Source organism: Paraclostridium sp., assembly GCF_051656405.1.
Taxonomy (GTDB): Bacteria; Bacillota; Clostridia; order Peptostreptococcales; family Peptostreptococcaceae; genus Paraclostridium.
The window spans coordinates 32173-45442 of sequence record NZ_JBOGBV010000056.1 but is presented as its reverse complement, the minus strand read 5'-3'; the positions used below and the strand labels follow the sequence as shown (position 1 = coordinate 45442).

Annotated in this window: 19 protein-coding genes and 1 pseudogene; 9 read left to right on the top strand and 11 right to left on the bottom strand. The window is 26.1% G+C overall.

Translation table 11 applies throughout. From position 1 onward, the window contains the following. Positions 1-33 precede the first annotated feature (33 nt). The 3 genes from ACRDDE_RS07965 to ACRDDE_RS07955 are packed head-to-tail and all read left to right on the top strand — an operon-like array spanning position 34 to position 1620. Positions 34-645 (top strand): TlpA family protein disulfide reductase, encoded by a 612-nt coding sequence (locus ACRDDE_RS07965; protein ID WP_438626750.1) that lies wholly within the window; start codon positions 34-36, stop codon positions 643-645. Next, on the top strand, positions 632-775 hold the full coding sequence (locus ACRDDE_RS07960) for a CD1871A family CXXC motif-containing protein (RefSeq protein WP_438626749.1): 144 nt from the start codon (positions 632-634) through the stop codon (positions 773-775). The genes ACRDDE_RS07965 and ACRDDE_RS07960 overlap by 14 nt, the downstream gene beginning before the upstream one ends. Then, complete coding sequence (locus ACRDDE_RS07955; protein WP_438626748.1) at positions 775-1620, top strand: 4Fe-4S binding protein; 846 nt, start codon at positions 775-777, stop codon at positions 1618-1620. The genes ACRDDE_RS07960 and ACRDDE_RS07955 overlap by 1 nt, the downstream gene beginning before the upstream one ends. Before the next feature lie 59 nt (positions 1621-1679). On the opposite strand, the gene ACRDDE_RS07950 is transcribed toward ACRDDE_RS07955, so the two are convergent. Further along, positions 1680-2138 carry a GNAT family N-acetyltransferase gene (locus ACRDDE_RS07950; RefSeq protein ID WP_438626747.1) on the bottom strand — a complete coding sequence of 153 codons (459 nt, stop codon included), beginning with the start codon at positions 2136-2138 and terminating at the stop codon, positions 1680-1682. A 183-nt stretch (positions 2139-2321) separates the two neighbouring features. Between ACRDDE_RS07950 and ACRDDE_RS07945 the strand changes: the two genes are divergently transcribed. Next, entirely contained in the window at positions 2322-2708 is a 387-nt protein-coding gene (locus ACRDDE_RS07945; protein WP_438626746.1) for a hypothetical protein, read from the top strand. A gap of 485 nt (positions 2709-3193) precedes the next feature. Here the strand turns inward: ACRDDE_RS07945 and ACRDDE_RS07940 are convergent, their stop codons facing one another. The 3 genes from ACRDDE_RS07940 to ACRDDE_RS07930 form a co-directional block, all read right to left on the bottom strand. Continuing rightward, a complete protein-coding gene (locus tag ACRDDE_RS07940) occupies positions 3194-3505 on the bottom strand; it encodes a hypothetical protein (protein WP_438626745.1) in 312 nt (103 codons plus the stop codon). A gap of 380 nt (positions 3506-3885) precedes the next feature. After that, positions 3886-4086, bottom strand: coding sequence for a cold-shock protein (locus tag ACRDDE_RS07935; protein ID WP_438626744.1), 201 nt, complete (start codon positions 4084-4086; stop codon positions 3886-3888). 127 nt (positions 4087-4213) lie between these two features. Continuing rightward, positions 4214-4891, bottom strand: coding sequence for a hypothetical protein (locus ACRDDE_RS07930; protein ID WP_438626743.1), 678 nt, complete (start codon positions 4889-4891; stop codon positions 4214-4216). A 262-nt stretch (positions 4892-5153) separates the two neighbouring features. On the opposite strand from ACRDDE_RS07930, the gene zupT reads away from it, so the two are divergent. Continuing rightward, a complete protein-coding gene (zupT, locus tag ACRDDE_RS07925; RefSeq protein WP_438626742.1) occupies positions 5154-5975 on the top strand; it encodes a zinc transporter ZupT in 822 nt (273 codons plus the stop codon). Positions 5976-6299: 324 nt separating this feature from the next. After that, positions 6300-6644, top strand: coding sequence for a hypothetical protein (locus ACRDDE_RS07920; protein WP_438626741.1), 345 nt, complete (start codon positions 6300-6302; stop codon positions 6642-6644). 140 nt (positions 6645-6784) lie between these two features. Here the strand turns inward: ACRDDE_RS07920 and abc-f are convergent, their stop codons facing one another. The 5 genes from abc-f to ACRDDE_RS07895 form a co-directional block, all read right to left on the bottom strand. After that, positions 6785-8353 (bottom strand): ribosomal protection-like ABC-F family protein, encoded by a 1569-nt coding sequence (gene abc-f, locus ACRDDE_RS07915; protein WP_438626740.1) that lies wholly within the window; start codon positions 8351-8353, stop codon positions 6785-6787. A gap of 549 nt (positions 8354-8902) precedes the next feature. Next, a complete protein-coding gene (locus ACRDDE_RS07910; RefSeq protein WP_438626739.1) occupies positions 8903-9274 on the bottom strand; it encodes a hypothetical protein in 372 nt (123 codons plus the stop codon). Between the two features lie 57 nt (positions 9275-9331). After that, on the bottom strand, positions 9332-9502 hold the full coding sequence (locus ACRDDE_RS07905) for a hypothetical protein (RefSeq protein WP_438626738.1): 171 nt from the start codon (positions 9500-9502) through the stop codon (positions 9332-9334). Positions 9503-9807: 305 nt separating this feature from the next. Further along, the gene (locus tag ACRDDE_RS07900; RefSeq protein WP_438626737.1) at positions 9808-10059 is read right to left on the bottom strand and encodes a hypothetical protein; all 252 of its coding nucleotides are present in this window, start codon (positions 10057-10059) and stop codon (positions 9808-9810) included. Positions 10060-10229: 170 nt separating this feature from the next. Then, entirely contained in the window at positions 10230-10541 is a 312-nt protein-coding gene (locus ACRDDE_RS07895) for a hypothetical protein (RefSeq protein WP_438626736.1), read from the bottom strand. A 363-nt stretch (positions 10542-10904) separates the two neighbouring features. Here ACRDDE_RS07895 and ACRDDE_RS07890 point away from each other — a divergent pair, with 363 nt between their 5' ends. After that, positions 10905-11267: a DUF3796 domain-containing protein gene (locus ACRDDE_RS07890; RefSeq protein WP_438626735.1), complete on the top strand. Its 363-nt coding sequence runs from the start codon at positions 10905-10907 to the stop codon at positions 11265-11267. 5 nt (positions 11268-11272) lie between these two features. Further along, entirely contained in the window at positions 11273-11476 is a 204-nt protein-coding gene (locus ACRDDE_RS07885) for a helix-turn-helix transcriptional regulator (RefSeq protein WP_438626734.1), read from the top strand. Positions 11477-11670: 194 nt separating this feature from the next. Here the strand turns inward: ACRDDE_RS07885 and ACRDDE_RS07880 are convergent, their stop codons facing one another. After that, a complete protein-coding gene (locus ACRDDE_RS07880) occupies positions 11671-11859 on the bottom strand; it encodes a hypothetical protein (protein WP_438626733.1) in 189 nt (62 codons plus the stop codon). Between the two features lie 125 nt (positions 11860-11984). Between ACRDDE_RS07880 and ACRDDE_RS07875 the strand changes: the two are divergent. Then, positions 11985-12527: pseudogene (locus tag ACRDDE_RS07875) on the top strand (DJ-1/PfpI family protein); the annotation flags it as partial. Between the two features lie 384 nt (positions 12528-12911). Here ACRDDE_RS07875 and ACRDDE_RS07870 read toward each other — a convergent pair. Beyond that, entirely contained in the window at positions 12912-13112 is a 201-nt protein-coding gene (locus ACRDDE_RS07870; protein WP_438626732.1) for a cold-shock protein, read from the bottom strand. Positions 13113-13270 lie beyond the last annotated feature (158 nt).

The following is a 13270-nucleotide window of genomic DNA, read 5'->3' as shown; positions in this document are numbered from 1 at the left end:
TAAAAATAAGAATAGATTAAAGAGGAGAAAAAAATGAAAAAAATAATAAAAGTATTAACTATAATTGGAATCTTGCTTGTAGGAGTATTAGGAACTCTAAGTCTAATGGCTCCGGATGATGTGGTTGTACTTTCAGAGGAAGAAGAAAAGAAACAACAACAAATGCAAGTTGAACAATTTAGTGATGTTAATCTTTCAGGATTTAAAGCAACCGATTTAAGTGGAAATCAAGTAACTTCAGATATATTTTCTAAAAACAAATTAACTATGGTTAATATATGGGCGACATGGTGTGGGCCTTGTATTGACGAAATGCCTGAAATATCAAAGTTATACAATGAATTACCAACTGGAACTAATGTAATATCTATATGTACAGATTCAGGAGATGATAATGAGAGTTTAGACCTTGCTAAGGAGGTTATGAAAAAGTCTAATGCCAAGTTTAAAACATTAATACCAGACAAGGTTTTAAAGAAAAATCTTACTAAGAAAATACAAGTCTTCCCAACTACGATTTTTATAGATAGTGAAGGAAAGGTTATTGGATCTCCACACTTTGGAGAGCCTACAGCAGAAGGATTTAAAAAATCTATAGATGAAAATTTAAAACTAATGGAAGAAAATAAAAATGAAAAAAATTAAACATTTTACAAAATTTTTTTTGTTACTTACATCTATATGCTTTATATGTATAGGTGCTATAAGACAAGAGCAGTTTACAGTTTTTAAGAAATCTATAAAAATTTGTCTTGAATGCATAGGAGTCGGATAATGAGAAGAAGTTATATACAAATTTTGTCAACAGCACTTTCAAACAGTTATATTTTAGGTTTTTTTAAAGGCCTAATATATACAGGTAAAACTAAATTTATTTGTACACCTGGGCTAAATTGTTACTCTTGTCCTGGGGCGATAGGTTCTTGTCCCATAGGATCTTTACAGGCTATTCTAGGGGGAAGAAGTTTTAACTTCTCATACTATGTATTTGGATTGATGATGTTGCTTGGAGTAGTTTTAGGTAGATTTATATGTGGGTTTTTATGCCCATTTGGCTTTTTACAAGACTTACTATATAAAATAAAAACCCCAAAGTTAAAGATTAAAAGGAAAATTGATGAACCTTTGAGGTTTTTAAAATATTTGTTTCTTATCATACCTGTTATAATTTTGCCTATTTTTTTAACTAATGAATTTGGAACTGCACAGCCATTTTTTTGCCAATGGATTTGCCCGGCAGGAACCTTAGAGGGTGGAATACCTCTTTTAATAAAAAATGAATGGCTAAGGAAAATGGTAGGGTTTTTATTTAATTGGAAGTTATTTTTACTTGTGCTAACTATAGTCGGATCTGTCCTTATATATAGGCCGTTTTGCAAGTATATTTGCCCTTTAGGAGCATTTTATTCGATATTTAATAAATTAAGTTTTTACCAAATGAGTATAGAAAATAGTAAGTGCAATGGGTGTAAGGCTTGTGAAAGAGCTTGTAACATGCAAGTAGAAGTAACTAAAGATTGTAACTCAATAGAATGCATTCGTTGCGGAGATTGCAAAAAAGCATGTCCAAAAGGGGCTATATCATCAACGTTTAATATGAAGTTTAAAAATCAAGAATAAAAAACTATCTATGAAAAAGCGCTTAAAATCCTATAAAATGGATTCTAAGCGCTTTAATTTTATTTATTAAGTGTTGCTTCATATATACGAGATTCCTCTCCCCATGGGTGGTACCCAATACCTATGTAATCGAAGTGATAACGTTCATAATATCCTATGTGGTCAGTGCATAAATATAGTTTATCAAAGCCACCCTCTTGTGAATCCTTCTTTGCTTCATCAATCAGCAGCTTACCGTAAGAATTCCCACGATATTTTTCTTCAATATATAATGCACACACCCAAGGATATAAATCCATTCTACTGATAAAATCATTAGTAATTAAACCTGCACACCCAACAATTTCATCATCGTTATAAAGAAGATACCACTGCGGAAGTGGCCCCTTTGCTGTTATACAGTTATTTATACAATTTTCATATACTTTTAGACTATCTTCACTTGCCCACTTTTCTTGAAAGTATTTTATTGCGGCCGAAGCATATTCTGGCTGCTTTTTAACAGATATAATATTCATTTTTCCCCCTATTAATTTCTATTGTTTAATTCATTTCTTTCAAAAATCTCTATTTGCAAATCTATTAAATAATATACTTATTAAGTCAATTATATATTACTTAATTGAAATTAACTATATTTGTACTTTTTGTATATTATTAGTATTATTTGTATTGAATATATAAATAGGGAGATTTTGCAAATGAGTAAAAATAAAGCTGAGATAAAAGAAGAACTTAACGATGCCAAAATTCAATTAAAAGAGGGAATTGAAAAAGTAAATAAAGATTATAAAATGAACGTTCAAGAAAGAAAGAGAAAAATAAAAGAAAAGAAAGATAGAGAAAGAGAAGAATATGCAAAAACTAAAAAAGTAAATTATTGTAGTGATACTGCTTGGGAAACTATGAGTTCTAAAAAATTAAAGATAATTAACATATTATTAAAATGTCTTGGTGTAGTTTTTCTTTCATTTGGACTAATCCTTTTATTTAGTGCAGTAGAAATGTCAGGTATTCTAATTTTAGCAATTGGTTTATATTTTTTATGGTTTAACCCTAGAAATTTTTCTGATCCGTCTAAAAAGTAATACGAAGCACTACTTATGGTCATAAATTGATTTTTTATCAATAATATAAAAACAATATGAATACAAGGATAGATTTTATTATATAATGATCCAGTTCGTAAGAGTAACTTATCTAAACCGTAATACCTAAAGCCTATAAAATCCATTTATATGAAGTTTATAGGCTTTACTTTTATTTTTAAAATAACAACAAGCCTTAAACTCAAACTTTAAGGCTTATTATTTTTAATTCCAAACACTTTATTTATCTTTAACGATAGAGTTAAAATTACTAATGGGATTAACGATATAATTCCTAAAAGAATAGTACCGTTTATGTATAAAGAATATACCCCTATAGCAATATAAGCTATTCCTGAAATAAAAATCAAAAAAAATGATAAGTTAATACACTTATGAGAGTCTGAATATTTACTAAAGTACATTTTACTAAGTATGTATTTAAATTCAATACTACTTATTATGAATCCAAATACTTTTGCACTTTACATCCCTGAATTATATGCAATAATATATAGCATAACCATTGATATATATAGTGTTGCTACTAAGCAATAATGAACTACCCTATTTATCTTTTTATTTATTATCCAATATACTCCTGCTAAAAAACAATATATTAAAAATACACCCGCTATAATTATAGGAATATTATCTGGATAATCATAAACTGTTGCCATTATAGGAATAGTATATGGTTTGTTTTTAAGAAACCAATCAGGTATTTCTAAAAAAGATATTGCTACTATCCCTGCTATAATCCAATCTATCATCTTCCAATCATTATACTTGATCATTCTAAATATCACTCCATTCAAGTTAATTTATTCTATCTAGATTATTGACCTTGTGTACTCCAAAGTTTTAACTCATATGGGGCTACAATTCCATATTTCTTATAAATTACTATTGAAAATCTAAATATATAAAATCCGGTACATCATCTAATCTCATATTGTGTAAGTTAAAAAGAACTTAATTTTCAAGTCTAGCTAGTAATTATACAAAATAAAGTACAAAAAAAGTTAAAAATGGACTAAGATTAGTTTATCCAGGAGTAAAATACAAAAGATATATTTAAGTAAATATACTTATTTTAGGTTATGGGGAGTATTCAATCTTAAATTTTGCATAAAAAAAAGACACACGATGTGTCTTTTTTCCGAACATATATATATTATAATACAGTTACATTCTCTGCTTGAGGACCTCTAGCACCTTCAACTACATTAAAGTTTACTCTTTGACCTTCTTCTAATGATTTGAATCCATCAGTTTGTATAGCTGAGAAATGTACGAATACGTCTTCTCCACCTTCTACTGATATAAAACCAAATCCTTTTTCATTGTTAAACCATTTTACTGTTCCATTCATCATTTGATAATACTCCTATGAACCTATTTCTAGGTCTCTTAAATTTATTTGTGTATTTCTACAAATATTATTATATCACAGATTTATAATAATAGATAGCATTTTATTAATAAACCTGTTTATCTGATCCTTAATCTTTATTTAATTTATATTTTAATTTTGATTCAAGCTCTGTAATTTCATTAAAAGTACTCTTTAGCTCCTTGATTAGTGGATTGTTTCGAGTATCATATACCTTTTTTAAAATTACCTCTTTCTCCGCCATCTTGAACATATCATTGCCATACATTTTTTTATACATAGATATTTTATCATCAATGATCTCAGACTGTTCACTTAACTCTTTAGCTAAAACTTTGCTGTCCTTTAATTCACTTTTAGTTTCAGATATCTTTTTATTTATATCTTCAAGATTAATTTGTTCTTCGCTAAACAAATTCTCTTCTTCACTGAGAGATGCTTCTTTTTTAGATTTAATTTTTTCTGTGCTCTTGATATTGATATCAACTTTAGTATTTTCTGTTACATCATTCTCTTTATCTTTATTTTCAATCATACTTTTTATTTCAGTAAGTTTAGATAATTTATGCTCTAAAGATTCTTGAAATTTGTGATTTATACTTGAGTTATATGTAGCATCTAAGTTTTCTCGAGCTAACTGTTTCCCTTTACTAAAAATATGCATTTCTTTTACAGGTATACCTATATCTTTTTTATTAGTAGTCCCATTAATTTTTATATTTTTTAAAGAGCTACTGTTGTAACTTTTTAATATAGAACTCCCACTACTTAAGTTTAAAATATTCATATATTCATCCCCTTATTTAATAACTCCCTTTTAAACATAGTTCATTATAAATGTACGACTTATTAAAGCTCCACCTTTAGCTAATTTACCTAAAACATAAAAATAATAAATAGTTTCTTAAATGATAAAACAGATTGTTAATCAAATAGGGTTTTATTTTGTATATTGAAATTTTTAATATACTTTATAGTATTATCATGCTATAATTTTATAAATGATAATAATTATCATTTATAAATCACTTTCAATTCAAGGAGGGCTTATGGATAACGTTGGATTTGCTTTTTTACTTACATTAATTGCAGGATTATCAACTGGAATCGGAAGTTGCATTGCTTTTTTTTCTAAGAATACTAATAAAAAATTCTTGTCTTGTAGCCTAGGTTTTTCAGCAGGGGTTATGATATATGTTTCAATGATTGAAATATTTGTTAAGGCTAAAGATTCTTTATCATTATCATTTGGAGATAAAATGGGAACTGGCGCTACCATACTAGGTTTCTTTGGAGGGATTTTAGTTATAGCCTTAATAGATAAATTTATACCAAAGGATACTAACCCTCATGAAGTAAGAGATGTTGAGGAGTTAGATCAAATCTCTTCAAATAGTTTAAATACATCAAAAGCTAAAATGAAGTTAATGAGAACTGGAATTTTTACAGCATTAGCAATAGCTATTCATAATTTCCCTGAAGGTCTAGCAACTTTTATTGCTGCACTTCAAGATTCAACTATAGCTATACCTATAGTTGTTGCAATAGCTATTCATAATATTCCGGAAGGAATTTCTGTATCTGTTCCAATTTATTATGCAACCGGTAGTAGAAAAAAAGCCTTTTTATATTCATTTATTTCTGGATTAGCAGAACCTGTAGGAGCATTAGTTGGTTATATGATTTTAATGCCAATTATGAATAACACCGTATTCGGTATATTATTTGCATCTGTTGCAGGCATAATGGTATTTATTTCTATTGATGAATTATTACCTTTAGCTAAAGAATATGATGACGCCCATTATTCTATATATGGCTTAGTTTTTGGAATGCTAGTTATGGCGATAAGTTTATTTTTATTTATGTAAAAATTCAATACAATATAAAATAAAGGAAAACAAAGTAAAAGTATATAATTTGAAAAAATTGATATGGTTAAGTTAACTTTCCCTAAAATGTATAGATAGTAACTAATTTTTAAAATGGTAAAACAAATTGTTAATAAATTTGTTTTACCATTTTTCAATTCCAATTTAAATAGATCTTCATTGTAGGTTATATTGTTATATTAGGCTTTAAAACTTTTAATTTGATATCACCTCTTGTATATCAATGACCAAATGTTAACTTAAAGTCTCTATGATTTTTATAAAAAAATATGTAATATATAGTTAACAGGGGTGATGTATAATATGAAAAATGTATTTAATGCTTTTAAATGTCTATTGATTATATTTGTACTAATATTATTAGTTTATGATAAAGTAAAAGTAAATTTCATAAAAAAATCCAGTTATATTATTGAGAAATCTGTTACTTATACCGTCTATGATAAACACAGGCTAAAATCTGGAATGTATTTAGACTTACACTATAATAATTATTCGCTGGACATTAAAATTGAAGATTTAAATCAATATAAAAATTCAGAGAATGGAGATGAGCTTACATTAGATTCTAATCTATACTATGATAAGAAATCCGATAAGCTTAAGTTCATTGAAGTAAAAGGTTTCAAAACTGAATTTTACAATTAGATTTACTTGCAATATATAATCAAATCTAAAAATGGTGTAACAAATTATAAAACAATTTAAAATTGAATTTGCTACACCATTTGTTTAAATTTCTATAACTTTCAATTGCTCTTAATCACTATAATTGAAAGATAATTACTTTACTGTTTAAGCTCAAGTACTTTAGTTGAAATTCTTTCCCCAAAGAACTCATCATGTTCTACAAATAACATAGTAGGTTTAACCGATAAAATCAAATCCTCAATCTGCATACGACTTATAACATCAATAAAATTTAAAGGTTCATCCCAAATATAAAGACTAGCTCTATCACAAAGACTCTTGGCAATCAAAAACTTTTTCTTTTGGCCTTCGCTCCACGTACTTACATCTTTTTCAAACTGAATACTTTCAAATCCCATCTTATAAAGATTTGATTTTAAATGATTTAAATCTACACTATACGTTCTTGCTAGTTCATCCACATTACCTTTTAGATAAGATGTATCTTGAGAAATATATGATATATTTTTACATTTATAAATATCCCCATCATAAGAAATATCTTCACCAAGAATTAGTTTTATAAGACTTGATTTACCAGATCCGTTACTACCTTTTAACCAAACCCTATCTCCTGGATCTATCTTTAAATCTACTTCTTTAAACAATACTTTGTCATCATATCTGATACTTAAATTGTTTATCCTCAAGATTTTCTCTTCCATATCCTCACTAGTTTTTAATATGAGCTTATCATAATTCTCTAAGTTTTTAAGTAACTTAGATTTTTCTTCAATAGCATTATTTTGCCTTTTCTCAATAGATTTAGCCCTTTTCATCATCTTAGCAGCCTTATGCCCAATAAATCCTCTGTCAGTAGGTCCATTTCCAATCTTTGATGCTTCTGTTTTATCTGACCACATAGCTTTTTGTTTTGAAGCCTCTTGAAGTCTTTTAATATCTTTTTTAAGTTTTTCATTTTCAAGTTTTTCAAATTCATCTTGTCTATCCTTGTTAAGTTGCCAAGTTGAGAAATTACCTCTTTGAACTTCTATATTTGCCTTGTTTATAGACAGCACGTGATCAACTATCTTATCTAAAAATGATCTATCATGAGAAATTAATATAAACCCAGATTTTGATGCTAGATAATTTGATATGACCTCTCTTCCTTCTATATCCAAATGATTTGTTGGTTCATCAATTAGTAAAAAGTGATTTTTTCTTAAAAACAATCCAACAAGAAGCAACTTTGTTTGTTCTCCAAAGCTTAGAGTAGAGAAGTTTCTTTCAAGTATTTCAACTTCTAATTTCATCTTTCTTATTTCTTTTTCTATTAATTCATTTATTATATATCCATCATTTTCAATGTATTTTTCTAAAATATCGCCATACTGATCTAACTTTTCTTCGTCATTTACATACTCATCCATTAATTCCTCCCAAGCTGTAAATGGAGCTATTGTGTTTCTAATTACTTCAAGAGAAGTCCTATCTTTATTTTCTATATGAAATGGAAAGTACTCAAAGTCTACAGAAGAAGATATAGTCCCTAAATATTTAAACTTCTTCATAAATAGATTTAAAAGCGTGGTTTTACCTCTTCCATTTCTTCCTATAAGTCCTATTTTCCAGTTTGTATCTATAGAAAAAGATGCATTTTTGAAAATATCATCTACGTGTGTATCGTAACTAAAAGTCAAATTGACTACGTTTATTTGTGCCATATATATTCCTCCTTGCGAAAGTTTTTTGCATAAAAAAACTTCCTTAAATTTAAAGTAAATTACACTTAAATTAAGAAAGATTGATTTTAAATATGAAACACAAATCATTTTATTGAAACTATATAAATATAAGTTATATAGCTGAAAGTTAAAAATAAGAAATATAATATAAATTTTATGTAAGCAAATTAAGCTTAAACACAATATATATCAAAATATAAATCTTTATTTTAATACTCTCACAAAACAATTTCATAAAGAAGTTTGATTTAAGGTTTCAATGAATTAATCTTATTCTTAATTTAAGACAGTTTATAAGCTCAAAAATAAAAGTATCTAAAAATACTTTTTAAGATTTATAAACTTTTTAAATAATTGAATAAAATTATCTGTTCATTATACCTAATCACCTCTTATATGTTTATTTATTAATATAATATGCCTATTTAAGTATGTTGTCCATAGGTTTTTTATTTTATGCACTAAAAAAGCCCTTTACATCCACTTGTTTAGATTATATGGGCTTTAAATTATAACTATTACTTAAATTTATTTTGAAGTCTCTTTAGATTTAGTTTTTTTCTTTACTAAGATTTTAAAAAATAGTTGTAGTAATATACTTAATATAGTTATAAAAATTATAAAATCATTATGCCAAAATGGTTTAAAATACCCATCCCATCCATCACTTGGTATTCTATTAGCTAATAAATATGATAATACAAATGATATGATGTTTCCTAAAAAAATAATAAATTTGTTATTATTAAATATATGTATACATGATAAGAATATATAGGCTGAAATCATAAGTAAATATCCTAGCATTGATCTTTGTGTATAATCCAAATACATTGATATAAATGCAAATGGAGTTCCATATATAAGTAAAATTAAAATACTTATTATGTGTTTTTTCATTTGTAACCCCCTTATATGAAACTAATCTCTAAATTGAAATTTTAAGACTAGTATAAATTAATTACATTTGTTTTTTGATGTGAACATAATCCTAATAAAAATAAATAGTGATATCAAACACAATGCAATTCTTGAATTATTTTCAGAAGAAATAATTAAATATAAATCTATTAGTATAAACCCTATTATTCCTAATTTTGACTTAAGATTTTTAGAAATATTTTTCATAAAGACGCCTCCTGTAAAATTTAAATGTAATAACTCATATTAACATTTTAAATTTAAAAAAAGTGTAAATTGGATTAATATCTGCTTATTCTGGATTAAAATATATAGCAAACCCCCTTAAAATACTATTATCTAGATTCTAAGGGGGTTATTTGTATTTGTTATGCAGTTTTTAAATCAAATTGTTTAACAAATATAAATATAATTACATCTACAATTTGTTAAACAATTAGTTATTGTATTTATAACTCTATTTGTTTAATTCTCTATATCTTTTTATTTTAATTTATAGTGTTATATAATAGCTACAATTTTATTTTCTTTCTACAACTTAAATAAATTCCTAAAAGAAAAATTGTTGGAATGTTACTAGAAATAAAAGCTTTTAATCCTATCTGAAATGTTGTTGCCTGAAATAAACATACAAGTGAATTTAAAAAAGCTACACCAGGCAAAATAAGCCCTGGCACTTTGCTTTTTTTCTTAGATAGAAATTCTTGTAAACAATATATACACCATATAATAAATAAAAGTATTAACAAAGAAACTATTACCATTTTATCCCCCTATTATTCTAACCTGTTTTTATATTTAAATTGATTTGAGTATAGATATATATACAACTAAACCAATTATAATTATCATCTCTATTAGCAAATTTCATGATAAATGCCAAGTATTAATTCTCAATATATTAATATTGTACATTAAATAAATCTAAATTATATTAACTGTTCCTAGAAGATACTTTCTTCTTAACTAAAAAACTTATTATACCTAAAATATTATATGCTATTAACAATTCAATACAACTTCCCATATTAAACCATAAATTTATAGGAATAATAAATGCTATTGAAGATAAAAGAAATCCTAAAAGTAGTTCCTTTTTAAAGTTCGAATACATTATTCCTTGTATAATAAATATAATTGGAAATAGTAAAAACAATCCAATTAATATATTCTTATCAGCCCTCCCCCATAAAGTTATTGCAAGTATTACAATACTTGGAAACATTATAGACAATATTTTTTTCATAAAATCCCCCTCAAAAATACCTCAATTTATCCAATAAGATATCTGTTTTCTTTAATATAACAAAAGCAATTATAAATCAAATATATAAGAATAAGAACTAAACTTATTATAATATAACTGCTCATATATCCCCCTTTCAAATTTAGTATATTACGTTACATCCTATAACAATCTTAGCCTTTGACTATATTATATATAATATTAAATTTTTTCTTGTAGTTCTATTTAAATATTTTAAAATAACTACCTACAAACAACTGAAAATGTCATACGTCTGTTTTATTTTTAGTCATAATATAAAAACAGCTGTGATATATATGTAATATAAAGATATAAATATATCACGTTTATGGAGGGATATTTATGAAAAAATTAAACAAGTATTCAATTTTATTTGCATTCTTTGGCTTATTAGGCATAAAACATATAAATAGTGACCCCTTAGGTCTTTTATGGTTTATGTTCTTTGCACAACTTTCTCATATTTGGTGGAGTAAGCTCGGAGATTGTGAAGATGAAAGATTAATTGCTAATAAACATAGAGCTGGAACTATAGCACTTTATACAGGATTTGTTGTATCAATTGTATCAAGTTATGCAATTAGACTATATACATCAGATTTATTAGCACTTTATAAATTGCAAATATTAATACTATCACTTACTTTTGCAATATCAGTAAATTTATGGGCATTTTTAACTTATAAATTTGATACAGGAAATTAAAATTTATGGCAACATTCATTAGTAATTTGAAAAAATATCGTCAATTTAATGAGTTAACTCAAGAGGAATTGGCTAAGAGAGTTAATGTAAGAAGAGAAACTATAGCTCGTTTAGAAAATGCTAAGTACAATCCTTCACTTGAATTAGCTGTTAGAATTTCAAAAGAGTTAAGTACTCCTATCGATGAGTTATTCATATTTGAATTTTAATTATTAGTAAATGTTAAATCAAATCTCTATATTTAAAATATATGCTAATTTTAAAATGGTTAAACAAATTATATAACAAATACTAATTTTATTTGTTATATAATTTGTTTAACCATTTGTTTTTATATGTGTAATTCAGATTAATATTCACCCTAAATATCATTGGAATTTCAATAAAAAACAAACTACTAACATTATAATTTTAGTCTATTTTTTATATTTAAAATCAATTTAGGTGTCAATAAATATGCAACTAATCCTACTATAATTATTAACTCAACAGATATATTTTTAAAGTAACTAAAGTACGTTATAGCAAAAAAACCTATAAAGAAAAGTCTAGATTTAACTATTATTTTTTTTATATCATTAATACAGTTCATTTTATTTTTATCCGCCATTAATTTTAGTAGAATATTTCAACACAAAATATTAGTATTAAAATATGCATATTTTAAAATATAGGAGGTAATCAGTATGGAAGTAAATGTTTTAGTTTGAAACTCTAGATGCTTTTGGACCAGTAGGAATACTATCTCAAATAAAAGATTTCAAGATAAATTATATCTCAAAAGATGGTACAGTTGTACATAGTTATCAAGGATTTAAAATTATTACAGAAGACGTTAAATCTATAGATAAAAATAGAATACTTGTTATTCCTGGAGGAATCGGTGTAAGAGATTTAGTTAATGATACAGATTTTTTAAATATGTTAAAACATTTAGCTGAAGAATCTCGTTTTTGCCTATCTATATGTACAGGCTCTGCGCTACTAGCAAAATGCGGAGTTCTTAATAATAGAAAAGCAACATCAAATAAAAAGGCCCTTGAATGGGTTAAACAAACAAATGAAAATGTAATTTGGATAGATAAAGCTAGATGGGTATTGGATGGTAAATTTTATACCTCTTCAGGTGTATCTGCTGGAATGGATATGGCTTTAGGCTTTTTATCTGATCAGTTTGGAAAAGATAAAGCATATGAGATTTCCGAGTTTATTGAATATATATGGAACGAAGATAAATCAAAAGATATTTTTTACGCTTAAAGAAACTATATTTAACTAATATTTATGGATAACTTATAAAGCATAGTGATACCAATACTTTGATGAAAGTAAAAAATGACATTTTGAGTAACGGGACACGAACTTGCCGAATGGACGTTGACGACATGGAATTTGAGCGACATGAAGTGGTTCGCAGACGTAGTCGCTCAAGCGAAGCAAATTTTTTATAATTTAGGAAATTAATATATCTAAACGTCTGTATTAACATGGAATTATTATGCATAAAGATGTTGAATATAAGATTAATTAAAGTATACTTAAATTAAAAGTTAAAATAGTAATTACAAAATAATAGAATAGAGATATTAAGGGTAATTCCAATAAAAAAAAGACACATCATGTGTCTTTTCCCGAACATATATATTATAATATAGTTACATTCTCTGCTTGAGGACCTCTAGCACCTTTAACTACATTAAAGCTTACTTTTTGACCTTCTTCTAATGATTTAAACCCATCAGTTTGTATAGCTGAGAAATGTACGAATACGTCTTCTCCACCTTCTACTGATATAAAACCAAATCCTTTTTCATTGTTAAACCATTTTACTGTTCCATTCATCATTTAAAAATACTCCTGTGAACCTATTTCTAGGTCTCTATTAATTTATTTGTGTATTGCTACAAGTATTATTATAGCACATGTTATTAACAATAGATAGTCTTTTATTAAAAATATTTCGAATTTTATAAATTTACAAAAAATTATCAAAAGCTAATTTT

Bases quoted from the DNA above. Each gene is read 5' to 3' on its own strand.
- ACRDDE_RS07965 (WP_438626750.1), top strand. From the start codon at position 34: ATGAAAAAAATAATAAAAGTATTAACTATAATTGGAATCTTGCTTGTA.
- ACRDDE_RS07960 (WP_438626749.1), top strand. From the start codon at position 632: ATGAAAAAAATTAAACATTTTACAAAATTTTTTTTGTTACTTACATCT.
- ACRDDE_RS07955 (WP_438626748.1), top strand. From the start codon at position 775: ATGAGAAGAAGTTATATACAAATTTTGTCAACAGCACTTTCAAACAGT.
- ACRDDE_RS07950 (WP_438626747.1), bottom strand. From the start codon at position 2,138: ATGAATATTATATCTGTTAAAAAGCAGCCAGAATATGCTTCGGCCGCA.
- ACRDDE_RS07945 (WP_438626746.1), top strand. From the start codon at position 2,322: ATGAGTAAAAATAAAGCTGAGATAAAAGAAGAACTTAACGATGCCAAA.
- ACRDDE_RS07940 (WP_438626745.1), bottom strand. From the start codon at position 3,505: ATGATCAAGTATAATGATTGGAAGATGATAGATTGGATTATAGCAGGG.
- ACRDDE_RS07935 (WP_438626744.1), bottom strand. From the start codon at position 4,086: ATGATGAATGGAACAGTAAAATGGTTTAACAATGAAAAAGGATTTGGT.
- ACRDDE_RS07930 (WP_438626743.1), bottom strand. From the start codon at position 4,891: ATGAATATTTTAAACTTAAGTAGTGGGAGTTCTATATTAAAAAGTTAC.
- zupT (WP_438626742.1), top strand. From the start codon at position 5,154: ATGGATAACGTTGGATTTGCTTTTTTACTTACATTAATTGCAGGATTA.
- ACRDDE_RS07920 (WP_438626741.1), top strand. From the start codon at position 6,300: ATGAAAAATGTATTTAATGCTTTTAAATGTCTATTGATTATATTTGTA.
- abc-f (WP_438626740.1), bottom strand. From the start codon at position 8,353: ATGGCACAAATAAACGTAGTCAATTTGACTTTTAGTTACGATACACAC.
- ACRDDE_RS07910 (WP_438626739.1), bottom strand. From the start codon at position 9,274: ATGAAAAAACACATAATAAGTATTTTAATTTTACTTATATATGGAACT.
- ACRDDE_RS07905 (WP_438626738.1), bottom strand. From the start codon at position 9,502: ATGAAAAATATTTCTAAAAATCTTAAGTCAAAATTAGGAATAATAGGG.
- ACRDDE_RS07900 (WP_438626737.1), bottom strand. From the start codon at position 10,059: ATGGTAATAGTTTCTTTGTTAATACTTTTATTTATTATATGGTGTATA.
- ACRDDE_RS07895 (WP_438626736.1), bottom strand. From the start codon at position 10,541: ATGAAAAAAATATTGTCTATAATGTTTCCAAGTATTGTAATACTTGCA.
- ACRDDE_RS07890 (WP_438626735.1), top strand. From the start codon at position 10,905: ATGAAAAAATTAAACAAGTATTCAATTTTATTTGCATTCTTTGGCTTA.
- ACRDDE_RS07885 (WP_438626734.1), top strand. From the start codon at position 11,273: ATGGCAACATTCATTAGTAATTTGAAAAAATATCGTCAATTTAATGAG.
- ACRDDE_RS07880 (WP_438626733.1), bottom strand. From the start codon at position 11,859: ATGAACTGTATTAATGATATAAAAAAAATAATAGTTAAATCTAGACTT.
- ACRDDE_RS07870 (WP_438626732.1), bottom strand. From the start codon at position 13,112: ATGATGAATGGAACAGTAAAATGGTTTAACAATGAAAAAGGATTTGGT.